The 25,186-nt window shown below is 30.0% G+C and carries 26 protein-coding genes and 6 tRNA genes; 22 read left to right on the top strand and 10 right to left on the bottom strand.

Annotated elements, in window-relative coordinates; genetic code table 11:
- Positions 1 to 56 precede the first annotated feature (56 nt).
- Genes L8U04_RS04330 through L8U04_RS04305 form a run of 6 tightly spaced genes read left to right on the top strand, consistent with a single transcriptional unit; the run spans position 57 to position 4,956 of the window.
- Positions 57 to 1,019: a hypothetical protein gene (locus L8U04_RS04330; RefSeq protein ID WP_263709514.1), complete on the top strand. Its 963-nt coding sequence runs from the start codon at positions 57 to 59 to the stop codon at positions 1,017 to 1,019.
- Positions 1,016 to 1,456, top strand: a complete 441-nt coding sequence (gene rnhA, locus L8U04_RS04325; protein WP_133319006.1) for a ribonuclease HI — start codon at positions 1,016 to 1,018, stop codon at positions 1,454 to 1,456. The genes L8U04_RS04330 and rnhA overlap by 4 nt, the downstream gene beginning before the upstream one ends.
- Positions 1,449 to 2,117, top strand: coding sequence for a ribonuclease III (gene rnc, locus L8U04_RS04320; protein ID WP_220566461.1), 669 nt, complete (start codon positions 1,449 to 1,451; stop codon positions 2,115 to 2,117). The genes rnhA and rnc overlap by 8 nt, the downstream gene beginning before the upstream one ends.
- Complete coding sequence (gene aroC / locus L8U04_RS04315) at positions 2,114 to 3,202, top strand: chorismate synthase (protein WP_263709513.1); 1,089 nt, start codon at positions 2,114 to 2,116, stop codon at positions 3,200 to 3,202. Before rnc ends, aroC begins: the two co-directional genes overlap by 4 nt.
- Before the next feature lie 54 nt (positions 3,203 to 3,256).
- Positions 3,257 to 4,300 carry a Cj0069 family protein gene (locus L8U04_RS04310; RefSeq protein WP_133319003.1) on the top strand — a complete coding sequence of 348 codons (1,044 nt, stop codon included), beginning with the start codon at positions 3,257 to 3,259 and terminating at the stop codon, positions 4,298 to 4,300.
- A gap of 29 nt (positions 4,301 to 4,329) precedes the next feature.
- Complete coding sequence (locus tag L8U04_RS04305; protein WP_133319002.1) at positions 4,330 to 4,956, top strand: trimeric intracellular cation channel family protein; 627 nt, start codon at positions 4,330 to 4,332, stop codon at positions 4,954 to 4,956.
- 190 nt (positions 4,957 to 5,146) lie between these two features.
- On the opposite strand, the gene L8U04_RS04300 is transcribed toward L8U04_RS04305, so the two are convergent.
- The 10 genes from L8U04_RS04300 to folE all read right to left on the bottom strand — a co-directional run bounded on the left by L8U04_RS04300 (position 5,147) and on the right by folE (position 13,842).
- Positions 5,147 to 5,221, bottom strand: a tRNA-Glu gene (locus tag L8U04_RS04300).
- A 54-nt stretch (positions 5,222 to 5,275) separates the two neighbouring features.
- Positions 5,276 to 6,430, bottom strand: coding sequence for a Na+/H+ antiporter NhaA (gene nhaA / locus L8U04_RS04295; RefSeq protein ID WP_263659575.1), 1,155 nt, complete (start codon positions 6,428 to 6,430; stop codon positions 5,276 to 5,278).
- On the bottom strand, positions 6,427 to 7,587 hold the full coding sequence (nhaA, locus tag L8U04_RS04290; RefSeq protein WP_133319000.1) for a Na+/H+ antiporter NhaA: 1,161 nt from the start codon (positions 7,585 to 7,587) through the stop codon (positions 6,427 to 6,429). Before nhaA (L8U04_RS04290) ends, nhaA (L8U04_RS04295) begins: the two co-directional genes overlap by 4 nt.
- An 85-nt stretch (positions 7,588 to 7,672) precedes the next feature.
- On the bottom strand, positions 7,673 to 8,644 hold the full coding sequence (locus tag L8U04_RS04285; RefSeq protein WP_220566466.1) for an iron-sulfur cluster assembly scaffold protein: 972 nt from the start codon (positions 8,642 to 8,644) through the stop codon (positions 7,673 to 7,675).
- A 10-nt stretch (positions 8,645 to 8,654) separates the two neighbouring features.
- On the bottom strand, positions 8,655 to 9,833 hold the full coding sequence (locus L8U04_RS04280; RefSeq protein ID WP_263709512.1) for a NifS family cysteine desulfurase: 1,179 nt from the start codon (positions 9,831 to 9,833) through the stop codon (positions 8,655 to 8,657).
- 126 nt (positions 9,834 to 9,959) lie between these two features.
- Positions 9,960 to 11,105, bottom strand: coding sequence for a hypothetical protein (locus L8U04_RS04275; RefSeq protein ID WP_133319187.1), 1,146 nt, complete (start codon positions 11,103 to 11,105; stop codon positions 9,960 to 9,962).
- Between the two features lie 79 nt (positions 11,106 to 11,184).
- On the bottom strand, positions 11,185 to 11,364 hold the full coding sequence (locus L8U04_RS04270) for a putative motility protein (RefSeq protein ID WP_133318997.1): 180 nt from the start codon (positions 11,362 to 11,364) through the stop codon (positions 11,185 to 11,187).
- 53 nt (positions 11,365 to 11,417) lie between these two features.
- Positions 11,418 to 11,906 (bottom strand): hypothetical protein, encoded by a 489-nt coding sequence (locus L8U04_RS04265; RefSeq protein ID WP_133318996.1) that lies wholly within the window; start codon positions 11,904 to 11,906, stop codon positions 11,418 to 11,420.
- A gap of 56 nt (positions 11,907 to 11,962) precedes the next feature.
- Positions 11,963 to 13,270: a flagellar protein export ATPase FliI gene (gene fliI, locus L8U04_RS04260; RefSeq protein ID WP_220566469.1), complete on the bottom strand. Its 1,308-nt coding sequence runs from the start codon at positions 13,268 to 13,270 to the stop codon at positions 11,963 to 11,965.
- Complete coding sequence (gene folE / locus L8U04_RS04255; protein WP_133318995.1) at positions 13,270 to 13,842, bottom strand: GTP cyclohydrolase I FolE; 573 nt, start codon at positions 13,840 to 13,842, stop codon at positions 13,270 to 13,272. Before folE ends, fliI begins: the two co-directional genes overlap by 1 nt.
- Positions 13,843 to 13,951: 109 nt before the next feature.
- On the opposite strand from folE, the gene tig reads away from it, so the two are divergent.
- The 16 genes from tig (at position 13,952) to L8U04_RS04175 (ending at position 25,105) form a co-directional block, all read left to right on the top strand.
- Entirely contained in the window at positions 13,952 to 15,271 is a 1,320-nt protein-coding gene (tig, locus tag L8U04_RS04250) for a trigger factor (RefSeq protein ID WP_263709511.1), read from the top strand.
- On the top strand, positions 15,271 to 15,861 hold the full coding sequence (gene clpP, locus L8U04_RS04245; protein WP_263709510.1) for an ATP-dependent Clp endopeptidase proteolytic subunit ClpP: 591 nt from the start codon (positions 15,271 to 15,273) through the stop codon (positions 15,859 to 15,861). The genes tig and clpP overlap by 1 nt, the downstream gene beginning before the upstream one ends.
- Before the next feature lie 12 nt (positions 15,862 to 15,873).
- The gene (locus L8U04_RS04240) at positions 15,874 to 16,914 is read left to right on the top strand and encodes a GGDEF domain-containing protein (protein ID WP_133318992.1); all 1,041 of its coding nucleotides are present in this window, start codon (positions 15,874 to 15,876) and stop codon (positions 16,912 to 16,914) included.
- Positions 16,911 to 17,435: a peptide deformylase gene (gene def, locus L8U04_RS04235; RefSeq protein ID WP_220566472.1), complete on the top strand. Its 525-nt coding sequence runs from the start codon at positions 16,911 to 16,913 to the stop codon at positions 17,433 to 17,435. Before L8U04_RS04240 ends, def begins: the two co-directional genes overlap by 4 nt.
- Positions 17,432 to 18,940 carry a YifB family Mg chelatase-like AAA ATPase gene (locus L8U04_RS04230; RefSeq protein WP_263709508.1) on the top strand — a complete coding sequence of 503 codons (1,509 nt, stop codon included), beginning with the start codon at positions 17,432 to 17,434 and terminating at the stop codon, positions 18,938 to 18,940. Before def ends, L8U04_RS04230 begins: the two co-directional genes overlap by 4 nt.
- 8 nt (positions 18,941 to 18,948) lie before the next feature.
- Positions 18,949 to 19,635 carry an NYN domain-containing protein gene (locus tag L8U04_RS04225; RefSeq protein ID WP_133318989.1) on the top strand — a complete coding sequence of 229 codons (687 nt, stop codon included), beginning with the start codon at positions 18,949 to 18,951 and terminating at the stop codon, positions 19,633 to 19,635.
- 2 nt (positions 19,636 to 19,637) lie between these two features.
- Positions 19,638 to 20,978, top strand: coding sequence for a DNA recombination protein RmuC (gene rmuC, locus L8U04_RS04220; protein ID WP_263666672.1), 1,341 nt, complete (start codon positions 19,638 to 19,640; stop codon positions 20,976 to 20,978).
- A complete protein-coding gene (locus L8U04_RS04215; protein WP_263709507.1) occupies positions 20,962 to 22,308 on the top strand; it encodes an NAD(P)H-hydrate dehydratase in 1,347 nt (448 codons plus the stop codon). The genes rmuC and L8U04_RS04215 overlap by 17 nt, the downstream gene beginning before the upstream one ends.
- Positions 22,299 to 22,871: a phosphoribosylglycinamide formyltransferase gene (gene purN, locus L8U04_RS04210; protein ID WP_263666674.1), complete on the top strand. Its 573-nt coding sequence runs from the start codon at positions 22,299 to 22,301 to the stop codon at positions 22,869 to 22,871. Before L8U04_RS04215 ends, purN begins: the two co-directional genes overlap by 10 nt.
- A gap of 43 nt (positions 22,872 to 22,914) precedes the next feature.
- The gene (locus tag L8U04_RS04205) at positions 22,915 to 23,637 is read left to right on the top strand and encodes a TerC family protein (RefSeq protein ID WP_263666675.1); all 723 of its coding nucleotides are present in this window, start codon (positions 22,915 to 22,917) and stop codon (positions 23,635 to 23,637) included.
- Positions 23,638 to 23,725: 88 nt separating this feature from the next.
- Positions 23,726 to 23,803, top strand: a tRNA-Pro gene (locus L8U04_RS04200).
- Positions 23,804 to 23,815: 12 nt separating this feature from the next.
- Positions 23,816 to 23,892, top strand: a tRNA-His gene (locus tag L8U04_RS04195).
- Positions 23,893 to 23,895: 3 nt separating this feature from the next.
- Positions 23,896 to 23,972: transfer RNA gene (locus L8U04_RS04190), tRNA-Arg, on the top strand.
- Positions 23,973 to 23,998: 26 nt separating this feature from the next.
- A tRNA-Arg gene (locus tag L8U04_RS04185) sits at positions 23,999 to 24,075 on the top strand.
- Between the two features lie 5 nt (positions 24,076 to 24,080).
- Positions 24,081 to 24,165 (top strand) — tRNA-Leu (locus tag L8U04_RS04180).
- 199 nt (positions 24,166 to 24,364) lie between these two features.
- Positions 24,365 to 25,105, top strand: a complete 741-nt coding sequence (locus L8U04_RS04175; RefSeq protein WP_263709506.1) for a hypothetical protein — start codon at positions 24,365 to 24,367, stop codon at positions 25,103 to 25,105.
- Positions 25,106 to 25,186 lie beyond the last annotated feature (81 nt).

Raw genomic sequence — 25,186 nt, 5'->3', positions numbered from 1 at the left:
ATTATATAAGCATTTAGCTATAATTGTTATAAATTTGAAAGTTAAGTTGCAAGATTATGGATTTTTTCTTTGTAGAATACCGCGATCCTTTATTCGGTCTTATTGTTTTGACGGCTTTGATTTTTATCGTTGCTAGCTCACATTATATATGGCGGTTTTTTGCAAGCAAAGATCAAAAAAGCAAGCTTGATCGTTTTGTAAAAAAATTTGAAATCAATTCTACCCATCAGCAGATTTTAAAAAATGCCAATTTAAGTATAGAAAATTTAAATTTCCTAGCTCAAATTTTTACCAAAAGTGGTGAATTTGAAAAAGCTGTGGGAATTTATCTCATAGCTTTGCAAAAGACAAATGAGGCTAATCAAAAAGAATTTATCTTTTTTTCATTAGCACAAGTTTATCTAAAAGCAGGATTTTTAGAGCGTAGCGTAGAAGCTTTGTTAAATGCTTTAAAAATCAAAGCACGCAATAAAGAAAGCTTAAAACTTTTAAAAATTGTGTATTTAAAACTTAAAGATTATGATAAGGTTTTAGATGTTTTAGAATGTTTGTTTGAGCTTGGAGAAAATATATATGCAGAAAAAGCTTTGATAAAGGCTTTAAAAATTCAATCAAGTTCTAAAGAGCAAAAGCAAAAGATTAAAGAAATTTTAATTTTTAGCAAAGATAATGAGTATGTTTTAAGATTTTGTTTTTTACACTATAAAGATAAACTTACTCAAATGCCTAAATTTGAAAATGTTATTGATTTACTTAATGAATGTAAAAGCCCGCTTAATCTTGAAGATGAAAAATACCATGAGTTTTTTTATGCAAAAAATTTAAGTACAAAATCTATTCCTATAAAAAATCATAAACTAAAAATTTTAAAAATTTTAAATGATAATAAGCTAAGTGCTAATCTTAGCTTTACTTATGTGTGTAATAATTGCAAAAATCAAAGTCCTTTGTTTTTTTATCATTGTCCATTTTGTTATGAATTTGGAAAATGTGAGATTTATTATGAGGTAAAAGCTTGAAAAATATTGAAATTTATACAGACGGCTCGTGTTTAAATAACCCTGGTTTTGGAGGGTGGGCTTATGTTTTAACTTATAAAAATCATCAAAAAGAACAAAGCGGGGCATGTGAGAATACAACAAATAATCGTATGGAGTTAATGGCTATTATACAAGCTTTGAAAGCTTTAAAAGAGCCATGCGAGGTAAAATTATACACAGATTCAAATTTAATGGTGCAAAGTATTAATGAATGGCTTAAAGATTGGATAAAAAAAGATTTTAAAGGTAAAAAAAATATTGATCTTTGGAAAGAGTATTTAAATGTTGCTAAAGATCATAAAATAACTGCTTTTTGGATCAAAGCACATAATGGCCATGAATTAAATGAGCGTTGTGATGAACTAGCAAGAAATGCAGCCTTGAAACTCCAAGAAGAAAGGTTGATAAATGCTTAAAAAACTCCAAGAAAGATTAAGTTATCATTTTAAAAATGAGCAATTGCTCATCGAAGCTTTGACACATAAAAGCTATAAAAAGCCTTATAATAACGAAAGATTAGAGTTTTTGGGTGATGCTGTGATGGATTTAGTAGTAGGGGAGTTTTTGTTTTTTAAATTTCAAAAAGATTCAGAAGGAAACCTTTCTAAGCTTAGAGCAGCTTTGGTAAATGAAAAATCTTTTGCAACCTTAGCACAAAAACTTGATCTTGGAGCATGTATTTTTATGTCTATTGCAGAAGAAAATAATGATGGACGCAATAAACCTTCTATACTTTCTGATGCCTTTGAAGCTTTAATGGGAGCTTTGTATTTAGAAATAGGTTTTGAAAAAACTAAAAACATAGCATTAAATTTACTCAATGAAGTTTATCCGCATATTGATACACAAAGTTTATTTAAAGACTATAAAACAAGACTTCAAGAAATTACACAAGCAAATATGGCAGGCACACCCGAGTATGTAGTGATGAAAGCTTTTGGACCTGATCATAAAAAGCAATTTGAAATTGCAGTAAAAATTCAAGGTATAGAAGTAGCAAGATCTATAGCAGGTAGTAAAAAAGAAGCCCAACAACAATGTGCCAAAATAGCACTTGAAAAATTAGGAAAACTATGAATAGCTTTGGAAAAAGATTTAAATTTACAAGTTTTGGCGAATCTCATGGTCAAGTTATAGGTTGTGTGATAGATGGTATGCCAGCAGGGGTGAAGTTTGACTTTGATTTTTTGCAAGAAATGTTAGATAAAAGAAAACCAGGTCAAAATAAATTTAGCACTCCTAGAAAAGAAGAAGATAAAGCTCAAGTTTTAAGTGGGGTTTTTGAGGGTTATACAACAGGAACTCCTATAAGTGTATTGGTGTATAATGAAAATACACGCTCAAAAGATTATGAAAAAGATGTGTTTCGTCCTGCACATGCTGATTTTACTTATTATCACAAATACGGCATTAGAGATTATAGAGGTGGTGGAAGAGCTAGCGCTAGAGAAAGTGTAGCAAGAGTGGCAGCAGGGGCGTTAGCTTGTATGCTTTTAAAAGAGTTTGATATAGAAATAATGAGTGGAGTTTTTGGGGTAGGAAGTATTGATAGCAAACTTAGTAATGATGAGTTCGATTTTAATTATGCTAAAAATAGTGAAATTTATGCTTTAGATAAAAATTTAGAGCAAAGTTTTAAAGATGAAATTTTAAAAGCTAAAAAAGCTAAAAACAGCATAGGCGCTAGAGTTTTTACTAGAGTGAAAAACCCTATCATAGGCTTAGGTGAGCCTTTGTATGATAAGCTTGATTCTAAACTTGCTCATGCAATTATGGGAGTCAATGCGGTTAAAGCTATAGAAATAGGAAGCGGTATTCAAAGTAGCTATATGTATGGAAGTCAAAATAATGATGAGCTAAAAGATGGGGTGTTTTTAAGCAATCATAGCGGAGGTATATTGGGTGGAATTTCTAATGGAAATTTTATCGATATAAAAACATATTTTAAACCAACTCCTTCTATATTTTTACCCCAACAAACACAAAATATTCAAGGAGAAAATATTATACACGAGTTACAAGGTAGACACGATCCTTGTGTGGGTATAAGAGGCAGTGTTGTAGTAAATGCTATGATAGCTATATGCATGGCCGATGCTTTACTTTTAAATGCAAGTTCAAATTTGCAAAATTTACAATGTATTTATGGAAAAAATAAATAAAAATTTAATACTTATTTTGATATGATGATAAAATATCTTTAAAAAGGGAGCAATATGAAAAAAAATATCGTATTTTTTGAAGTTAGAGGTGGTAGCGATAAAGGTGAAGATGGCCATAGAAAAGACACCATGCCTATGGTAAATGCTTTAAAAGAGCAAGGTTGGAACGCTGAGGTTATCTTTTTTGAAGTTGAAAAAAAAGACGAAATTTATGAATATGTAAAAAACAATGCTGATGCTTATGTTTCTAGAATTAACCCAGGAAATTTAAAAGAAGAAAATGAATACTTTGATATGTTAAGAAAACTTTGTGCAAATGGTGTTATAGGTATGCCTCATCCTGATGCGATGATAGGATATGGCGCTAAAGATGCACTTACTAAGCTTAATAAAACAGCTTTAGTGCCTGAAGATACTTATGCGTATTATGATATTAAAACTTTTAAAGAAAGTTTTGTAAAAACCTTAGCAAAAGGCGAGAGGGTTTTGAAGCAAAATCGTGGTTCAACAGGTGAGGGAATTTGGCGTGTGAGATTAATAGATGAACTGCCAGCAGGGACTACAAGTGTGCCATTAAATGCAAAAATCAAATGCACAGAAGCAAAAGACAATCATACAGAAGAAAGAGAGCTTGGTGAATTTATGGATTTTTGTGAGCAATACATTGTGGGTGATAATGGTATGCTTGTAGATATGACTTTTTTACCGCGTATTAAAGAAGGTGAAATTAGAATTTTAATGCTTTATCATACTCCAATTTATGTAGTGCATAAAAAGCCTGCAGAAGGTGCTGATGCATTCTCTGCTACACTCTTTTCAGGTGCAAAATATAGATATGATGAGCCAAAAGATTGGCAAGAATTGATAGATTGGTTTTTAGCAACCTTACCAGAAATTCGTTCAAAGCTTGGAAATTACGATATTCCTTTAATTTGGACTGCCGATTTTATCTTAGATACAGATGAAAATGGTAAAGATAAATATGTTTTAGGTGAGATTAACTGCTCTTGCGTAGGATTTACTTCTCCTGCTGAATTTGTTGAGCCTATTGCTAAAAAAGTAGCTCAAAATATCATTAATATCGTGAGTAAAAATTAACCCTTGTTTAACAAGGGTTTTAACTCATTATGCTTTTAACTATACTTTATATTATCGGAATTACTGTTGATGCAATGACGGGGGCTATTGCTGCAGGACGGCACAAAATGGATCTTTTTGGAGTGATATTTATAGCTTTGGTAACAGCTATTGGTGGAGGTTCTATTAGAGATATTTTACTTGATCATCATCCATTAACTTGGATTAAAACTCCTGAATATGTCATTTTGATTTGTGTTGCGGCTATGATTACAACAAAAATTGCTAAATATGTTATAAGACTTGAAAAACTTTTTTTAATTTTAGATGCTATAGGTTTGGTTGTTTTTAGTGTTTTAGGGGCACAAATTGCAATAGAAATGGGGTATGGTTTTATAGTGGCTGTGAGTTCAGCTGTGATTACAGGTGTATTTGGCGGGATATTAAGAGATATATTATGTGCTAGGATACCACTTGTATTTCAAAAAGAAATTTATGCAGGTGTGGCCATATTAACAGGAGCTTTGTATTATATATTACATATTTTAGGCATAGATGAATTATGGGTAATTCTTGCTTCATTGATTGTAGGAACTATAGCAAGACTTTTAGCGATATATTATGGTTTAAGTTTGCCTATATTTTCTTTTAAAGATGGAGAAAATAAAGAAAGCTAATTTTATTTTTTAGATTTTAAAATGCAAGTTTTGCTATTTATAATGTTTTTATAAAATCCCTGCGAGCTCTGCTAGTAAGCAATATTTATTTATATTTTATTTTAGAATATATATTTGATATATTAAATTTATATTAAGCTTAAATATTGAAACTATTGTTTATGCTATTTTTATTTAGGAGTTAAAAGAGTGGTGACCCATACGAGACTCGAACTCGTGTTACCGCCGTGAAAGGGCGATGTCCTAACCGCTAGACGAATGGGCCAAAACATTAAATAAGAAATGAAATTATATCTTATTTAATTTAAAAAAAGCTTAATTATTTAATAAAACGCAGGTAAAAATAGCCAAATACACCAGAAGTTAATGAGGCTAGTAAGATTGCAAAGTTATCTACAAAATTAAATATATCACTCACTTCATAAGCAAGAGCATCTATAAAAAAGCTCATGGTAAAACCTATACCTGTGAGTATGCAAACTCCATAGAGTTGTTTAAAATTTGCATCTTTTGGTAGTTTTGCAAGTTTGAATTTAATCGCCATATAGGCAAAGCCAAATACACCTAGTTGTTTTCCAACAAAAAGTCCCAAAAATATACCCATGCTTACACCACTAAAAAGCATATGAAATTCTATTTTAGAAAGATCAACTCCTGCGTTTGCAAAAGCAAAAAGTGGTAGTATTATAAAAGCTATCCAAAATTTTAAACCATGCTCAATTTCTTCTAATAAAGCATGATTGTTTTTTGTATATACAGGAATGAATAAAGCAGTAATAATACCTGCTAAAGTCGCATGTACTCCACTTTTTAATACGCTAAGCCAAAGCAGAGCACCAAGTATATAATAAAATGATTTTCTTTCATTACCTAAGCGATTAAGTAAAAACAAGCCAACAATGCAGCAAAAGGCAACAAAAAAAGCCAAAGTTGAAAGCTCACCTGTATAAAAAATAGCAATGATTAAAATAGCTCCTACATCATCAAAAATCGCCAAAGAAACTAAAAATATTTTTAAAGAGCTTGGTATGCGTTGTTTTAGCATTGCAAGTATAACTAGAGCAAATGCAGTGTCAGTTGCTGTTGGTATAGCCCAACCTTTTAAAACATAAGTATCATTAAAATTAATAGCACAAAATATCAAAGCAGGTACTACTATACCACCTATAGCAGCTATTAAGGGTAGAGTAATATTGCTAAGAGTTTTAAATTCTCCTTGAACAAATTCTTTTTTTAATTCAAGTCCTATTGCAAAGAAAAAAATTGCAATCAGTCCATCATTAATCCATAACAAAGAAGGTTTAAAAAGCTCCCAAGCTCCTATTTTTATACCCATTTCTACACTTAAAAAATTCATATAGTGTTGTCCATAAGGGCTATTTTTGAGTAATAAAGCAAAGATTGTTGCTATTAAAAGCAACAATCCTCCTAAAATTTCAAGAGATAAAAAGCTTTGGAGGTTTTTAAATTTCATTTTTTGAAACTATAAATGAGTTTTAAATAAACATAGCCAATCACAGCGCTTAACAAAGAGGCTATTAAAATAGCAAGCTTATCTGAATATGCAAAAATATCACTATTTTGATAAGCTAAGCCATCTATAAAAAAGCTCATGGTAAAACCTATACCTGTGAGTATGCAAACTCCATAGAGTTGTTTGAAATTAACATTTTGTGGAAGTTTTGCTAAGCCTAGTTTTATACTAATATATGAAAATAAAAAGACACCTATTTGTTTTCCTAAAAATAAACCTAAAATAATACCTAAGCTAACCGAAGAAAACATAAAGCTTGGATCCATATCTTTTAAATCAACACCTGCATTTGCAAAGGCAAAAATAGGTAAAATAAAATAACTTACCCAAGGTGCTAAATCATGTTCGATTTCTTTTAAAAAAGATTTTCCATTTTTTGTTTCAAGTGGTATAAACAAAGCAGTAATCACACCCGCTAAAGTTGCATGCACTCCACTTTTTAGCATGCTTATCCAAAATACTATAGCTATAATGATATAAAAGGATTTTTTAGTAACATGAAAATGATTTAATAAATAAAGTGCTAATATACATACCAAAGCAGCGATCATAGCAAATACTGAAAGCTCGCTTGTGTAAAATAAAGCAATCACAATAATCGCACCCAAATCATCAAAAATAGCCAAGGAAAGCAAGAATAATTTTAATGAAGTAGGTACTTTTTTACCTAAAAGCATTAAAATTCCTACTGCAAAAGCCACATCAGTTGCTGTTGGTATAGCCCAACCTTGCAAAGCAAAAGCATCTTTATAATTAAAAAATGCAAAAATCAATGCAGGTACTATCATACCACCAAGTGCAGCAAATACAGGTAAAGACATAGCTTTTATACTATTTAGTTGTCCTCTTGTTACTTCATATTTTAATTCAAGCCCTATTGCAAAGAAAAAAATCGCAATAAGTCCATCATTAATCCATAAAAGCAAAGGTTTGAAAATTTCTAAACTTCCTGCTTGAAACCCAAAAGGAATATTTAAAAAGTTGGTGTATTGATCTGTTAAAGAGCTGTTTTGTAAAATTAATGCAAGTAAAGTGAAAAATATTAGCAAAACACCCGGAAAAGTTTCGCTTTTAACAAAGGTTTGAAGTCTTTGCATATAAATAGCCTTTTTAAATTTTTAATTAATGCGTTATTTTAACATAAAAAGGCTTGAAATTTAAAAGTTTAAGCAGAAAAACTGCTTAAACAGGTATAACGCGTATATTTGGACTAAGTTCTTCTTGTAAGATATTTTCTATGGCATATAAAGTTGCGCCACTTCCGCTTGAGCAACCACTGCAAGCCCCAAGATAGCGTATATATACATCTATATTTTTACTTTCACTTTTTTGTATATCAATTACTTCCAAATCCCCACCATCTCCGTGTAGCATCGGACGCACATCGCTATCTAAAACAGCCTCTACTGCTTTTAATTGTTTAACCATGGTCATATCATCAAAAGCAATATCTGCTTTACTTTGATCTTTTAATCTCTCTCTTTCCATTTCAGCTCTAGTTTCAGCTAAAATATCTACAAGGTAATAATCTTTTTTCTCATGTCCTCCAGGTTTAACACAAGATTTACAAAAAGCTCCTGCTTTTGTAAATTGTGTGATTTCTTCTACTGTATGTAAATCATTTAGTTTAATTACCTCTTTGATAGTTCCAAGGCTTACCCTAGCACACTCACAAACTATAATTTGATCTTCAAAATCTTCAGGATTAACACCTTTATAATGCGCTGCCGCTTGTTTGATAACATCATAAGCCATAACCGAACAATGCATTTTTTGAGGTGGAACCGCAGGAGTTTGCGGATTATCTCTCATAGCAAATTCAACATCTAAATTTGTAATTTTAACAGCTTCATCCACGGTTTTACCTATGCAAAGATCAACCATAGTATCACTACTTGCTATTGCTGTTCCACAGCCAAAGCTTTTAAATTTAGCATCAATGATTTTATCTGTTTTTTCATCCACTAGCCAATAAAGTCTAACTGCATCACCACAGCTTTCAGCTCCAAAATCTGCAATAATAAGTTTTGCATTTGCTTTTTGTGCATCTTCTTGTGTAAATTCGCCCATATGTTGAGGGTTATTCATTCTATCTTGTACTTTTTGAGAATACTCATCCCAAATAGATCCGCCAATTAAATTATTTTTTGCCATTTTTTATCCTTTAAATATTTTCAGGCTTATACGCATAAGTACTTGAGATTGCTCTAAGTCTTTGCGTTGCTTTTTTTATCTGCTCTGCTGTATAATCAATTTCATCTTCTGTGTTAAATCTAGATAAAGAAAGTCTTAGGGCAGTATGAGCTAAATCATTTTCAGCACCAATTGCTTCCATGATAGGGTTGCTCTCAAGTGCTTCACTAGCGCAGGCTGATCCAGTGCTTGCTGCTATGCCATTTTTATTTAAATCCCAAAGCATAGCTTCACCTTCTACGCCTTTAATGCTTGCTAAAATTGTATTTGGAACTCTTCTTGATCTATCTCCAACTACGCTTGTATCAGGCATTGCTAAAATTAAATCTTCTAGTTTGTCTCTTAATCTTCTAATGTGTGAATTTTCAAAGTCAAGCATAGTATTTGCAATTCTTAAAGCTTCTGCCATTGCTATAATATATGGCACATTTAAAGTTCCACTTCTTCTGCCACCCATATGCTCACCACCATGTAAAAGTGGAGTTAGTTCTATATCTTTTTTAATATAAAGCCCACCAACTCCTTTTGGACCATGGAATTTATGTGCAGAAAATGAAGCAAAATCAACTCCAGCTTTTGCAAAATTAACTTTGATTTTCCCAACAGCTTGGGTTGCATCAGTATGGAATAACGCTCCGTATTCATGAGTAATTTGAGCCATTTCTTCTATAGGAAAAATCATACCAGTTTCATTATTTGCCCACATAATACTCACTAGGGCAGTTTTATCTGAAATAACTTCTTTTAAATCTTTTATGCTAGAAACACCCTCATAATCAACACCAAGTTCTATAACTTTTACCCCTAAAGATTTTAAAAACATAGCACTAGCAGCTACTGCGGGATGTTCCACGCTAGAAATAATTACTTCATTTCTATCGTTATTTAAAATTTTATCAAAATACACACCTTTTAACACCCAATTGATACTTTCTGTAGCACAGGAAGTGATAATAATATCATCTAAATCACTTGCTCCTACACCTATATAAAGTTTATCCATAGCTTCTTTTAAGGCAGGATGGGTTGCACTACCCCATTGATGAAGACTATTTGGGTTTCCAAAATGCTCTTTTAAAAAAGGCTTCATAAGCTCGTAAGCTTCTGGTGCAAGTTGTGTTGTTGCGTTGTTATCTAAATATACTTTCAAATTATACTCCTTTAATTAGGATAATTTTTATCTTTTTTGTTAATATACACTAAAATATTAAATTTAATATTAAATCAAGTAAGTTTTTAACTTGTGTAATAATTTACATTATTATTTTAGCACAAGTTAAGCCATAGCATTTAAATAAGAATGTAAAATTTTGTTAATACTAGCTTGTTTTTTTCTATTTTCTAAAAATTGAGTATCTAAAAGTTCTTTTTGAGTATTGATTTTTTCAAGATCAATATTAGGATTGTTTTGATTGAATTCTTCTTTTAAAACTTCAATTTCTTTACTAACTTGCTCGCTATAAAGACTATAAATAGAACTTGAATTGGCAAATTCTTTCATGTTAATGCTATGTTGATAGTTAATATATTGTTGAAAGAAAACTGAAAGCTTATCTTCTGAAGTGTTGTTTTTATCTACTCCATTGATATATAAATATAAATCAAAACTCATTTTTTCTTTGTTGTTTTCATTAATATAATCTTGCATACTCATTTGACCTCTCATGAGTTTTTGAAAATTTACACTAGAGGACATATCCAACTCAATAGGCGATAGAAAAAAATTAGCTTTATTGTGATTTTGTTCTTTTAAATCATGATAAATATAATTGAGCAGCAATCCACTTTTAGAAACCTCCCCTTGTTTATTTAAATAAGGTTTGATAACAGGATTACTAGCTGTATTTTCTATGCTTGCGTTAAACGCAAAATCACCTATTTTATTATCAAGCATTAAGGTGTTTAAATTTTTATTTGATTCTTTTGCATTTTGTAAATTTTTAGCATTTTCATAAACTTTTAAAATTTTACCCTCATAAGTATAACTATAACCTTGATTTAACTCTGAAATTTGAGCTTTACTTAAAAAATCATTGTCATTGTTTTGAAACTGTGGATTTATAGTTTTTAATGTGTTGTGATAAGTGTTTAAAAGTCTTGGTAAATCTATTTTGTTATAATTTAAATTCTCATCAAGCTTTATAAGTTGTTTTGAAATTTCTCTTATACTTTTTATATTAATATCATAATCAAGAGGCAAAGCAGCTGCTTTATTAAGATCTTTTTCAAAAAAACCTTGCTCATTGATTCTAAAACCAAATTCACTTGCATAAGTAATTTTATAGTCTAAATTAGAACCATTGATATCAAGTAAATCACTTTTAATATTAGTATTTTCTTTTTTTTCTTCTATGTGTCCAGTTTTTGCAAAAGGATAATTTGCAAAATTCTGATACGGATTAACATTAGAATTTACAAACATAACTCTTCTCTTCAAAAATATTGCTTAACTTTTAAAAAGCAAAAGCTATGCCAAAATTTTTGAATTGAAGAGAAAAATTTTAAGCGTAAATGTCAAGTAATCCTGAACTAGCAGTAGGAGTAGTAGTTGGAGCAGGGTTTGCATTTACGCCTTCAAGTACTTGCATTACTGCATTTTCATTAACTTCTATGGTTTTTTTCATCATAGTAGTTGCAATGTTAAGCATTAAGTTTGCTTGATTGTTTGTAACTTCGCCCATAACATACTCCTTTTGTTTGGATCAAAGGTATTATCGGCAAAGTTTGGTAAATATTAAGCTATATTATAAATTTTTGATAAGTAATGATTGTGGGTGTTTTCTTTTGCTTCAAGCATATCGATATAATTTTTAAATTCATCCATATCTTTAAAAAGATTTTTCATTGTAGTGCTAATTTCATTAGAAAAATTTTGAAGATTATTTTGGGCTTTTAAATATCTTTCGATTTGATAAATTCTCGCCACTTCTCTTTCATATTCATCTTGAGTCATTCTTTTTGCACTGAATTCTTCATTTAGAACTTTTTTATTATTAATAATAAAAGATTTTTTTTGATTATTGATTTTAAATTCGATTATAAAATCTTCTTTTGAAGCGATAATTTTTAAATATTTTAATTTTGCTTTATCTTCTAGTAAAACAAAACTTATGCATTCTAAAAACATATGTGTAAAAATTTCTCTTTCAAAAATATTTTGACAAATATCGGTATATTTTAAACCTAAGCTTTGTTGATGATCTAAAAATGCTATATTTGACATGATCTATCCTTTTTTCATGACTTTTTTATCAAAAAAAGCAAAAAATATTCCAACTATTATGTATCAATCATCTTAAGCATATTAATCGTATCTTCAAATTCAAAACTTTCTTCAGGATTTTGACTTAAAAATTGCTGCATAAAATCTTTTTTAGCAATAGCTTGATCGAGTTCTTTATCGGTGCCTTTTTGATAAGCACCAATACGCAATAGCACTTCATTTTCTTTAAGCAAAGAATTTAAACGCTTAAATTTTCTAGCAGCTAGCTTATGTTCATCACTAATAATATCCCCCATAACCCTTGAGGCTGAATTTTGTATATTTATAGGTGGATAAATTCCAAAGTCAGTGAGTTCGCGACTAAGCACTATATGCCCATCTAGGATAGATCTGCTTTGATCAGCTATTGGATCACTCATATCATCCCCATCAACCAACACGGTAAAAAAAGCTGTTATGGTGCCTTTACCTTCTTCCTTTCCTGTTCTTTCCATAAGCTGAGGTAAAAGACTTAAAACGCTTGGCGGATAACCTTTTGTTGTAGGTGGTTCACCTAGGGCAAGACCTATTTCTCTTTGAGCCATAGCAAAACGCGTTACGCTATCCATGATAAATAACACATCTTTACCTTGTTCTTTAAAATATTCAGCCACACTCATAGCACAAAATGCTCCGTATTTTCTCATCAGCGCGCTATCATCACTTGTTGCAACGATGATGACAGTATCATCAAGTTTACCACCAAGATTTTTTTGTATAAATTCAGGAATTTCTCTACCGCGCTCTCCTATTAAAGCTATAACTTTAATAGGAGCTTTGGAATTTTTCACTATCATACCCATAAGAGTTGATTTACCAACCCCACTTCCTGCAAAAATCCCAAGCTTTTGTCCTACCCCGCAAGTTAAAAGTGCATCTATTGTTTTAACACCTACTGGAAAAACTTCTTCTATCAAACCTCGCTTCATTGCATCAATAGGTGCTCGCATAATAGGCATAAATTTACTTGCCTCAATAGGTCCTTTACCATCTTTTGGTCGCATAAAAGGATCGACTACTCTTCCTAAAAGTTCATCACTAACTCCTATTTGCATACCTGCATCGTTAATAAAAGCACGATCGCCTATTTTAAAACCTTCCACAAAACCAAAAGGACTCAAATAGCTTAAATTTTCATCTACTTCTACCACCATAGCCATAGCTTCTTTACTCTCATCTTCACTAGAAACTATTTTAATGATATCACCTATGCTAGTTTTTAAGCCATTTATTTCTATACTAGTACTTGAAATTTTAGTAATCTGACCAAAAACACTAGCAAGATTTTGTGAAGCAATTTTACTACGAAGTTTTTCTAAACCCATTAAAATCTAACCTGTTTTGCCGAGTTAATTAAAGTGAAAAATTCTTTTCTTGTTTTTTCACTTTTTAAAAAGCTACCTCTTAGTGCTGAAGTGCTAGTAGTAGAATTTGCTTTTTGCACCCCACGCATTTCAACACACATGTGTCTTGCTTCAATAACTACTCCAACACCTTTTGCACCTACATGTTCCATTAAAGATTCTGCGATTTGTTCTGTGAGTTGTTCTTGAATTTGCAAGCGTCTTGCAAAAACTTCCACAAGGCGTGGAATTTTACTAAGACCTACGACTTTTTTATCCGGTATATATGCAACATGTACGCGCCCAAAAAAAGGTAAAAGATGATGTTCACAAAGACTATAAAATTCTATATCTCTTACTAAAACCATTTCATTGTTTGAGCTTTCAAATAAGGCATCATTTAGTATTTGTTTTGGATCTTGTTTATAACCACTATTTAAAAATTCAAAAGCTTTAAAAACTCTTGTAGGAGTTTTTAAAAGTCCTTCTCTTTGCGGATTTTCCCCGATAATTTCTAACATATTTTTTACTGATTGTTCAAATTTTTCTTGCATTTTTTCTCCATCAAAAATTAAAATTTTAACATATTTTTATTTTTATATAAAGTGATAAGGAAAATTTTGGTATATTATCAAGAAATTTTATTTAAAAAGGGAAAATATTATGGAAGTTACAGCAAAACTAATTGATTTTGCAAATGCAAATGCTACTGTGAAAATTGCTCAAGGAGCTATTAAAGCAGAAGTTGAAAAATTAGCTAAAAAAGCATCTAAAACTATGAAAATGGATGGTTTTAGAGCAGGAAAAGTTCCTGTTGCTGCTATACTTAAAAGATATGAAAAAGAGCTTACAAGAGATGCGGAGCAAGATCTTTTAAGAAATGCTGTAGATGGTGCTTTAAAAGAAGTTAAAAAAGAGGCTAAAGATTTAGTAGGTGAGCCATATTTTGAAAAATTTGATAGAAAAGATGGCGATATTGAAGCTCAAATGGTATTATCTTTTAAGCCAGAAGTAAAATTAGATGGATATGAAGAACTAATTCCAACTTATAATACACCAAAAGTAACTCAAAAAGAAATTGATGCAAAAAAAGAAGAATTATTAAAAAGATTTGCTACTCCTGAAGCGATTAAAGAGGCAAGAGCTTTAAAAGAAGGCGATTTTGCTAAATTTGATTTTGAGGGTTTTGTTGATGGTAAAGCTTTTGATGGCGGAAAAGCTCAAAATTATGTTTTAGAGATTGGTTCAAAACAATTTATACCAGGATTTGAAGAAGGTATGATTGGTTTAAAAGCAGGTGAGGAAAAAGATATTAATGTAACTTTTCCAAAAGAATATGGTGCAGCACATTTAGCAGGAAAAGATGTGGTATTTAAAGTAAAAATTCATGAAATTCAAGAACTTAAATTACCTGAATTAAATGAAGAGCTTTTAAAAAACTTACTTCCTGAAGAAAAAGAGCCAAGTGTTGAAAAATTAGACGCAAAATTAAAAGAACAACTAAAAAATGAAAAAATCTTTAAACTTATTAATGATGAGCTTAAAAATCAATTTGCAGAAGCTTTAGTAGCTAAGTTTGACTTTGTTTTGCCAAGAAATATAGTAGAGCAAGAAACAGATATGCAATTTAGAAGCTCTTTAAGAACTTTAAGCGAAGAGGAATTAAAAGAATTTAAAGATGAGGCTAAATATAAAGAAAAAAGAGAGAGCTTCAAAGAAGATGCGCAAAAAAGCGTAAAATTAACTTTCATTATAGACGAGCTAGCAAAACTTAGAAATGTTACAGTAAGCGATCAAGAATTAATCCAAGCAATTTATTTTGAAGCTTATAGATATGGTTTTAACCCACAAGAACATTTAGATAATTATAAAAAGCAAGGTGCATTACCTGCCATTAAAATGTCTTTAATTGAAGAAAAACTTTTTGCTGATATTTTTAAAAAAAATGATAAAAAGAAAACCGAAAAAGAAAGTGAAAAATAATGAGTTCATATATACCCTATGTAGTTGAAAAAACAAGCAGAGGCGAAAGAAGTTATGACATATACTCAAGACTTTTAAAAGATAGGATTATCATGCTAAGTGGCGAGATCAATGATGATCTTGCTGCTTCTATCGTGGCACAGCTTTTGTTTTTAGAAGCTGAAGATCCTCAAAAAGATATTTATCTTTATATTAACTCACCAGGCGGGGTTGTGACAAGTGGATTTAGTATTTATGATACGATGAATTATATTAAAGCTGATGTAAGTACTATTTGTATTGGTCAAGCTGCTTCTATGGGTGCATTTTTGCTTAGTTGTGGTACTCCAGGGAAAAGATTTGCTCTGCCAAATTCAAGAATTATGATCCACCAACCACTAGGTGGTGCAAGAGGACAAGCAACAGATATAGAAATTCAGGCAAAAGAAATTCTAAGATTAAAAGCGATTTTAAATGATATTTTGGCAAAAAATACTAAGCAAAAACTTTCTAAAATAGAAAAAGATACCGATAGAGATTTTTTTATGAGTGCTACAGAGGCTAAGGAATATGGTTTAATAGATAAGGTTTTGGAAAAAAGTTTTAAATAAGGAAACAAAGCAATGCTAGATGATGATTTATTTGCTGATTTAAATTTAAATAGCGATCCAACTCCAGCCAAAGAAGCTCCAAAAATTCAAAAAATTAGTGGAGGCGAATTTGAGAAATTTGCGAAATCTATTTTAACTGAACTTGTAAAAGATAATGTGCCTCCAACTCCTACTAATTATGGGGTTTATTTTCAAAAAATGCTTGAAGAGCGTCCAGGAGCTTTTAAGAAAAAAGTTGGTGAGATTATGGAATTTGAGCAAAATGATGATGGTCTTAAGCGTGCAAATATAGAACAAGAAATAAAGAAAAGTTTTAATTCTACTTCGGCATTATTGCAATATATTGCCATGATTTATAGGCATCTTGAAACAGTTAAAGATATGCTAAAAAGGCGTAATTCAGAACTTGCTATTAGTACAGGAAATTTAGCTGTTTCTAATGTAATCCATGCCCTTGAAACAGACCTTTCAAGATTTTCTAGCATTTTGGATAAGTATTCAGATGAGATTAAAGAAAATTTTGATGAGGTTAGACAGACTTATAAACATATAGAAGAGCAGAGTGATTTTGACTCTAAATTTGGAGTTTTTAATAAAAAATATTTTTTAGAAAATTTGGAAAAAAGCATAGAGAGTAATGCTAAATATAATTATTATACCTCTTTGATATTCTTTAGAGTAAAAGAGGAAATTTTAGAGCAAACTTATACTCAAAAAGAGAAAAATGCCTTTTTAAAAAGTGTTTGTAAAATTTTTAGTAAAAATGTTTCTTCAAGTGATATAGTAGCACATTGTGGAAATAATATTTTTGCTATAATGATCTCTCATACTAATTTAGAAAAAGCACAAGAAATATGCAATAAAATTTTAGAATCCTTAGAAAATTCAAATTTTTTCTTAGCAGATAAAGAAATAGAGGCAGATGTGGAGGTTGCTATTAGTGCAGTTAATAGTGACAGCAAAGGTGAAGAATTAATAGAAAAATGCATTGAAGCTTTAAAAGACTCGGGAAAAAATTTAGAACCTTTTGTAATAGTGGAAAAAGAAAAATGATAAGAAAGATAATTACCTATCCTAATCCAAGATTATTTTTAGAATCAAAAAAAGTAGAAAATTTTGATAAAGATTTACATATACTTTTAGATGATATGTATGAAACAATGATAGCTAATAAAGGTGTAGGTTTGGCAGCTATCCAAGTTGATGTGCCAATTAGAGCTTTACTTGTAGATATTGGTGATGAAGAAGGTGAGCAAAAAGAAGACAAACAAACTCTTTTAGAAATCATCAATCCCATTATAACACCTTTAGATGATGAAAGAATTTCTTGTAATGAGGGTTGTTTAAGCATACCAGGCTTTTATGAAGATGTAATGCGTTATAAAAATATACAACTTGACTATCAAGATAGATTTGGAAAGCCACAAAGTTTGCAAGCACATGAGTTTTTAGCAGTGGCTATCCAACATGAAGTTGATCATCTTGATGGACATTTATTTATAGAAAAACTTTCTTTTTTAAAGCGTCAAAAATTTGATAAAGACTTTAAGAAAAAATCCAAAAAAAATAAATGAAAAAGCTAAAATGTGCAAGTTTTTCTACAGAACTTGATATCATCGATGTAGAATCAACTTTCACAAGAGGTTTGCCAGGCTTTAGCATAGTGGGTCTTGCAAACTCTACCATCAAAGAAAGCACTGAAAGAATTAAAGCAACTTTGTTAAGTCAGAATTTTAGCTTTCCAGCACAAAAAATTACTATCAACTTAAGTCCTTCGGATATTCCCAAAAATGGTTCTCATTTTGACTTAGCTATTGCAATTTTGATTTTATTTCAAAAAGAAATTTTAGATGATTTTTTTGTTTTTGGAGAACTTGGATTAGATGGGAGTATAAAAAGCACTGCTAGTTTATTTTCTATCTTGCTTTTTTTAAGTACAAAAATACAAAATGCTAAAGTAGTAGTACCAAAAGCCATAGCACAAAAAGCTTCAATGATACCTAATTTAACAATTTATGCTTTAGAAAATTTAGCCCAGGCTGTAGATTTTTTTAAAGAAAAAAAATATGAGAATTATCATATATGCAATGCTCATCCTTTATTTGAAAATGCTATAAAACTTAATGGGGAAAAATATATAAAAAACACTAGCTTTCCTTATAATTTTAAGGAAGTTAAAGGCCAAGAAAATGCTAAATTTGCTTGTATAATAGCAGCTTTAGGAATGCATAATATTTTATTTGAAGGTAGTCCAGGTAGCGGTAAAAGTATGTGTGCTAAAAGACTTTCTTTTATCATGCCACCGCAAAGCTTGAAAGAAATTTTAGCTCAAAACGCTTATAAGTCATTAAATTCTTTAGATGATGATTTTAGCGCTATTAGGGTTTTTAGAAGTCCTCATCATACAAGTACTAGGGCTAGTATTTTTGGTGGAGGAACTAAAAATGCCAAGATAGGAGAAATAGCACTTGCAAATGGAGGAGTTTTATTTTTTGATGAGTTTCCTCATTTTTCAAAACAAATCATAGAAAGTTTAAGGGAGCCATTAGAGGATTTTAAAATTCTTATTTCAAGAGTTAATACCAAAGTGATTTATGAAACTAAATTTTTATTTGCTTGTGCGCAAAATCCTTGTCCTTGTGGAAATTTATTTTCTAAAAATCAAAATTGTCGTTGTCAAGAAATAGAAATAAAAAAATATAAAAACAAAATTTCATCTCCAATTTTAGATAGGATTGATCTTTATGTAGCTATGGATGAAATTTCACATAAGGATAAAATGAGTTTAACATCAGAGCAAATGAGCGAGATGGTATTTAAAGGATTTTTATTTCAAAAACAAAGACAGCAAGAAGAGTTTAATGCTAAATTAAATGATGAGCAGATGAAACAATTTTGTATTTTAGACTCTTCTGCTAATGAAATTTTGCAAAAGGCTATAAATTCATATAATCTTTCTCAAAGAGGGGTAAATAAAACTATAAAAGTAGCAAGAACCATTGCAGATTTAGAGCAAAGTGAGTTGATTTTAAAAACTCATATTTTAAAAGCATTAAGTTTTAGAATGAGAAATATTTAGGAGCAAAAATGGAAAATAAAAGCATAGCAATTTTTATAGATGCGGAAAATATTCCTTCAAAATACGCAAAATCGATTTTTGGTATTGCTTCTGATTATGGAGAAATTGTTATAAAGCGAATTTATGGAGATTGGACTCAAAAAAATATACAAAATTGGAAAGAACAAATCGCACAATATTCTATCATTGCTATGCAACAATTTAATTTTTTAGCTAATAAAAATTCAAGTGATATGTATTTAATTACTGATATTATGAGTGTTTTTTATGAAAAAGATATTGATATTTTTGTTATTGTATCAAGTGATAGTGATTATACTAGCTTGATACAGAAGCTAAAAGAAAATAAAAAACAAGTTATAGGCATGGGTTTAAAGCAAGCTGTAAAATCTTATGTGAATTCCTTTAGTGAATTTTTTTATTTAGATCAAGATAAATCAAAAACAAAAGTCATAATTGAAAAAGAATATATCAAAGATTTAATCAATATCGCAGAGGCTTTGATAGAAGAAAAAGGTCGCGCAGAATATGCTCAAATTCGTACCAATATGAACAGAAAACATGCAAATTTTATTCCACAAAATTTCGGCTTTAAAAATTTTAAAGCTTTGATGAAAGAACTTTTACCAAAGATGAAACAATTTAAAGAAGCAAATGAGAAAAATATTTATTTCCTTGAAAAAGCAAAGGCTTAAAAATGGAAAATATCTTAATAGCTTTTTTGGCTGTTGTAATTTTAGCTTTTGTATGGGTGGTATTTAAAAGTCAGAAAGAAAAAGTAAAGTTAGAATTTTTAAATCAAAACAATATGACTTTGCAAAATCAACTTTCTAATTTAGAGTTTGAAAAAACTGCACTTATGGAAAAAAATTCCAAACTTTTAGATGAAAAAATATCGTATTTATCTAAAAATGAAGCTTTAGAGGCAAAATTAGCACAAAAAGAACAAACTCAACAAGAACTTTTAAATATGCATTTAAAAGAGCGTGCAAATTTAAAAGAAGAATACACTCAAACCTTAATAAAATTAGAAGAAAAATATAAACAAAGTTTGGCGGGATTAAAACAAGAGCTAGAGCAAAATTTCCAAAAACAAAATGCTAGTATTTTAAATCAAAACAAACTTATGCTCAATGAAGATACAAAAAAAATCTTAGAAGAAATTTTCTTGCCTGTGAAAAAAAGTGTTAAAGAATATAGTGAAAAACTCAGTCAAAATGAAGTTAGCATTAAAACACAAATTGATCATATGTTTAAATTTAGTCAAAATATGGGAGAAAATGCAGATAAGCTAGCTAAAATTTTAAAAGGAGATAAAAAAATTCGTGGTAATTTTGCAGAATTACAACTAAAATCAGTTTTAGAAAATAGTGGTTTAGTAGAGGGTGTGCAGTATAAATTGCAAGAGAGATTTCAAGATGAGGGTAAAACTTACATTCCTGATGCGGTTGTGTTTTTAGATAAACAAAAAAGTATAGTTATAGATGCAAAATTTTCTCTACCAAGTGATTTTAGTTTTGAAGATATTAGTAAAAATGCCTGTCTTGATTTGGCTTATAATCTAAAATCAAGGATTGATGAGTTAGCTAAAAAGCCTTATATGCAGTATGATAAACACACTTATGAGTTTGTTTTGCTTTTTATACCTTATCAAAATATTCTAGATTTGATTTTAAATGTAGATCTTGAAATTTATCAATACGCTTACAAAAAAAAGGTTTATTTAACTACACCAAACACTCTTTTTATGGCATTAAATACTATAAATATTTCATGGAAAAATATACAAAGTAATGAAAATATCTTAAAAGCTTTTGATGAACTGGGTAAATTTCATGATAAATTTGCAGGCGTTTTGGATGATTTTGAAAAAATCAAAGAAAATGTTAAAAGATTAAACACAAATGTAGATAATATGCAAACAAAGCTTACTCATGGAAGTGGAAATATCGCTTCAAGAGTGATAAAGCTTAAAGAGCTAGGCGCTAAAACTCAAAAATTTATAAAATGTGAGATGAGCGATGAAAGCAGTATTTAAAGATAATATTTCTTATGAAAAAAAACTTATTGAAAAAGGTTTGGATGAGTTTTTAATGATGGAAAATGCAGGCATAGAGCTTGCAAATTTGATTAAGAAAAAAAGTAAAAACATAAAAAATGCCAAAATTTTATTTTTGCTCGGTACTGGTGGAAATGGAGCTGATGGACTTGTGGCTATAAGGCATTTAAAAAAAGCTTTTGCTTTTGTTATGCCATATAAAAAAAATACAATGTTTATCAAGCAAGAGCAAATTTTAAAAAATATAGGTTTTAAATTTTTAAAAAAAGAACCTAAATTTAAAGATTTTGACATCATTGTTGATTGTGTTTTTGGGAGTGGTTTAAATAAAGCTTTAGATGAAAATTTGCAAAGAATTTTTAAAAAAATTGCTAAAAGTAAGGCTTTAAAAATAGCTTGTGATGTTCCTAGCGGGCTTGGACAAGAGCTATGTTTTAAGGCTGATTACACTCTTTGCATGGGAGTGATTAAAGAAATTTTATTAGAAGATTTTGCAAAAGAATTTGCAGGTAAAATTAAAATTGCGAATTTGGGTTTAAAACCTTATATGCAAAATACTTCAAGTTTTTTACTAGAAAAAAAAGATTTAAAACTTATTACAAAAAAGATTAACTCAAATAAAGGCGATTTTGGCCATATTTATATTTTTGCAAATAAAAGTGCAGGTACTCTAGCAGGACTTGGTGCTTTAGAATTTGGAGCAGGACTTGTATCTTTAGTGGCTAAAGAAAGTTTTTCACCTTTGATTATGCTAAAAGATGATATTGAAAGCAAAATAAATGCAGCTGCTATAGGTATGGGACTTGATGATTTAAGTATTTTAAAAGATGAAAGATTAAAAAACATTCCTTTAGTCTTAGACGCAAATTGCTTTCAAAGTGAAAATTTACTTTCATATCTTGCTAGAGAAGATGTTGTTTTAACCCCTCATCCTAAAGAATTTTGTATGCTTTTAAAACTTTGTTTTAATGAGGATATAAGCGTAGAAGAAATTCAAAACAAACGCTTTTTTTATGCAAGAAAGTTTAGTTCTAAATTTCAATGTGTTTTGGTATTAAAAGGAGCTAATCCTATTATTGCTCAAAAAGAAAAATTTTTTATAGTAAATTGTGGCAATGAAGCTTTAGCAAAAGGTGGAAGCGGGGATGTGCTAAGTGGTATGATAGCAGCTTTGCTTGGATCTAAATTTAATGCTTTAGAGGCTGCTAAAAATGCAGCATTAGCTCATGCTTTAGTAGCTAAAAATTATAAGAAAAACAAAATTAGTTTTGATGCTTTAAAATTGATAAAGGGGTTAAAATGCTTATAAAATTAGCAATTTTATTTAGTGGTAATGGAAGTAATTTGGAAAATATTTTAGCAAAATTACATAAAAAAACTTTTGGTAAAAATACCTTTGAAGTGGTTTTATGCGTGTGCAATAAAAAAGAAGCTTATGGTATACAAAGAGCTTTAAAATATAACCTTAATACTCAAATTATAGAGCATGAAAAATTTACTTCAAGAGAAGAATTTGATGCAGAATTAGTAAAAATTATAAAAGAAAGTCAAGCAGATCTGACCATCTTAGCAGGATTTATGCGAATTTTAAGTCCTATTTTCACTCAAAATATAAAAGCTGTTAATCTTCATCCTTCTTTGCTTCCTTTATTTAAAGGTGCTCATGCTATCAAAGAAAGTTATGAGAGCGATATGAAAGTTGCGGGTGTTAGCGTGCATTGGGTTAATGAAGAGCTTGATGGTGGTAAAATCATTGCTCAAAAGGCGTTTGAAAAAGCTAAACTAAGCTTTGAAGAATTTGAAGATAAAATTCATAAATTAGAGTATGAAATTTTACCTGCAACTATTGTTGAAATTTTTGAAAATGATTAATTTTTTATCATTATAATTACGCTTTTTATTTTAAGGAAGTTAAATGTTTGAGTGGATTTTTAGTGTGGATGCGTGGGTAGTGTTGCTTACGCTTACAGCTTTAGAGATTGTGCTAGGGATTGATAATATCATTTTCTTGGCTATTTTGGTTTCTAAATTACCACCAGAACATAGAGATAAGGGTAGAGTTTTAGGCCTTGCTTTTGCGATGATTACTAGAATTTTATTGTTATTGTCTTTGTTTTGGGTTATGAAACTTGTTACACCTTTATTTAGTATATTAGGCAATGAAATTTCAGGTAGGGATTTGGTGCTTTTGCTTGGAGGTTTGTTTTTGATAGTTAAATCTATCAAAGAAATCAAAGAAAGTATAACACATCAAGAGGAAAGTCAAAGTAATATAAAAATCAGCAATAAACTTTGGATTGTAGTTGCTGAAATAGCTGTGATAGATATAGTATTTTCTCTAGATAGTGTTATTACTGCTGTGGGTATTGCTCAAGATATAGAGATTATGATTATTGCTGTTATTATTGCAGTATTAGTAATGCTTTTTGCTTCTAAACCAATTGCAGATTTTGTAGAAAAATATCCAAGCATTAAAATTTTAGCTTTGGCATTTTTAGTAATGATAGGTTTTGTTTTAGTATGTGAAAGTTTTGATATTCATATAGATAAGGCCTATATTTATGTAGCTATGGCCTTTTCTTTGGTAGTTGAAATTTTAAACATCATTTCACAAAAAAAACAAACAAATAATTCTTAAAATATTTAGCATTTTTTATGCTAAATATTCTTATTTATCTTGACTTTTAATATTTTTTTATGTAGAATAACGCTTTATTTTTATATATCGGGGTGTAGCGCAGTCTGGTTAGCGCACTTGGTTTGGGACCAAGGGGCCGAAGGTTCGAATCCTTTCACCCCGACCATTTTTATAAATGGTGAGTGTAGCTCAGTCGGTTAGAGCATCAGATTGTGGTCCTGAGGGTCGTGGGTTCGATTCCCATCACTCACCCCATCAGCGCTCGTAGCTCAACTGGATAGAGCAACAGACTTCGGATCTGTAGGTTATGGGTTCGATTCCTATCGGGCGCACCATAGCCCATTGTTACTTTTATTTTTTTGCGCTCATAGCTCAGCTGGATAGAGCAACGGCCTTCTAAGCCGTAGGTCAGAGGTTCGAATCCTCTTGAGCGTACCACTTTTGCGGATGTGGTGAAATTGGCAGACACGCCAGACTTAGGATCTGGTGCAGCAATGCGTGAAGGTTCAAGTCCTTTCATCCGCACCACTAATTTAGATTTTACTCAAATATGAAAACCTATATATAATTTATTTTTAGTTGCACAATAATAATATTTTAATTAAAATATATTGCAAATATTAGGAAGATATCATGGTAAATATATATCAAGTTAAAATTATCGAAAATTTTTGCAAGGATAAATTTAAAAAAAGATACAAGGCTAAAGGATTTTTTTCATATCTTTTTGGCGCAAAATTTAGAAATTTATACCAATATAGAAGATCAAAATTATGCCAAAGGTACAATACTAATATATAAAATTTTTGATATATGTATTATATGTATAAAAGATGGAGTTTTCGTAGGTCAAGAGTATTGTCAATTTAAAAAAAGTGTGATAGATTATATAGTTGCATATACTGATGAAAATATGAATGATGGTAAAATATCGCAACTATTAAGAGGTAGTTTTACATTAAAAATAGATAAATCAAATTGTTATGATAATCCAGATATTAAAGTTGTGTTTTCAGAAAAAGGCTTTTTGTTTCAGGCTAAATTTAACAATTGTGAAAGTAAATTTAAAGATACAATGACTATGTTTGCACTTTCTTTGGCTTATCGTGAGAAAATGGAGTATTATTTGAATTTGACTTCAAGTATTATAGATAAAGAAAACTACCATGATGTTATTGATATTAAAAAAGATTTTTATGTTTTTAATTTGAAATATTTTTTTAGCAACCCAATACATTATAACTACCAACAAAAACACACAATATGGAAAATTGTATTTCATTATTATAATATTTTAGAGCAACATCAAGAATTAAAAATTCAAATAGAAAATCTTGTTGATATTTTGCATATTGAGCAAAATCAAGAAGAAGATAAAAAGGAAAAAATAAAAGAGAATAAAAGAAAAAAAATTGAAATGATTTTTTTTAATTATCGGTGCTTTTGTTACTTTAGCTTCGCTAGTTAGTGTATACAAAGATGCTATGGAATTACTTGGTTAAAGTTATAGTATCACTTGTTTTGTGTTTTACTAAAATTTAACTCTCTA

The sequence above is a fragment of the Campylobacter sp. IFREMER_LSEM_CL908 genome (assembly GCF_025771545.1).
Taxonomy (GTDB): domain Bacteria; phylum Campylobacterota; class Campylobacteria; order Campylobacterales; family Campylobacteraceae; genus Campylobacter_D; species Campylobacter_D lari_D.
Note: the sequence above shows the minus strand (reverse complement) of the source record. Positions and strands in the feature narration are given on the sequence as shown.

Coding starts and splice junctions, on each gene's coding strand:
- L8U04_RS04330 (WP_263709514.1), top strand. CDS start 57: ATGGATTTTTTCTTTGTAGAATACCGCGATCCTTTATTCGGTCTTATT.
- rnc (WP_220566461.1), top strand. CDS start 1,449: ATGCTTAAAAAACTCCAAGAAAGATTAAGTTATCATTTTAAAAATGAG.
- aroC (WP_263709513.1), top strand. CDS start 2,114: ATGAATAGCTTTGGAAAAAGATTTAAATTTACAAGTTTTGGCGAATCT.
- L8U04_RS04310 (WP_133319003.1), top strand. CDS start 3,257: ATGAAAAAAAATATCGTATTTTTTGAAGTTAGAGGTGGTAGCGATAAA.
- L8U04_RS04305 (WP_133319002.1), top strand. CDS start 4,330: ATGCTTTTAACTATACTTTATATTATCGGAATTACTGTTGATGCAATG.
- nhaA (WP_263659575.1), bottom strand. CDS start 6,430: ATGAAATTTAAAAACCTCCAAAGCTTTTTATCTCTTGAAATTTTAGGA.
- nhaA (WP_133319000.1), bottom strand. CDS start 7,587: ATGCAAAGACTTCAAACCTTTGTTAAAAGCGAAACTTTTCCGGGTGTT.
- L8U04_RS04285 (WP_220566466.1), bottom strand. CDS start 8,644: ATGGCAAAAAATAATTTAATTGGCGGATCTATTTGGGATGAGTATTCT.
- L8U04_RS04275 (WP_133319187.1), bottom strand. CDS start 11,105: ATGTTTGTAAATTCTAATGTTAATCCGTATCAGAATTTTGCAAATTAT.
- L8U04_RS04270 (WP_133318997.1), bottom strand. CDS start 11,364: ATGGGCGAAGTTACAAACAATCAAGCAAACTTAATGCTTAACATTGCA.
- L8U04_RS04265 (WP_133318996.1), bottom strand. CDS start 11,906: ATGTCAAATATAGCATTTTTAGATCATCAACAAAGCTTAGGTTTAAAA.
- fliI (WP_220566469.1), bottom strand. CDS start 13,270: ATGGGTTTAGAAAAACTTCGTAGTAAAATTGCTTCACAAAATCTTGCT.
- folE (WP_133318995.1), bottom strand. CDS start 13,842: ATGCAAGAAAAATTTGAACAATCAGTAAAAAATATGTTAGAAATTATC.
- tig (WP_263709511.1), top strand. CDS start 13,952: ATGGAAGTTACAGCAAAACTAATTGATTTTGCAAATGCAAATGCTACT.
- clpP (WP_263709510.1), top strand. CDS start 15,271: ATGAGTTCATATATACCCTATGTAGTTGAAAAAACAAGCAGAGGCGAA.
- L8U04_RS04240 (WP_133318992.1), top strand. CDS start 15,874: ATGCTAGATGATGATTTATTTGCTGATTTAAATTTAAATAGCGATCCA.
- def (WP_220566472.1), top strand. CDS start 16,911: ATGATAAGAAAGATAATTACCTATCCTAATCCAAGATTATTTTTAGAA.
- L8U04_RS04230 (WP_263709508.1), top strand. CDS start 17,432: ATGAAAAAGCTAAAATGTGCAAGTTTTTCTACAGAACTTGATATCATC.
- L8U04_RS04225 (WP_133318989.1), top strand. CDS start 18,949: ATGGAAAATAAAAGCATAGCAATTTTTATAGATGCGGAAAATATTCCT.
- rmuC (WP_263666672.1), top strand. CDS start 19,638: ATGGAAAATATCTTAATAGCTTTTTTGGCTGTTGTAATTTTAGCTTTT.
- L8U04_RS04215 (WP_263709507.1), top strand. CDS start 20,962: ATGAAAGCAGTATTTAAAGATAATATTTCTTATGAAAAAAAACTTATT.
- purN (WP_263666674.1), top strand. CDS start 22,299: ATGCTTATAAAATTAGCAATTTTATTTAGTGGTAATGGAAGTAATTTG.
- L8U04_RS04205 (WP_263666675.1), top strand. CDS start 22,915: ATGTTTGAGTGGATTTTTAGTGTGGATGCGTGGGTAGTGTTGCTTACG.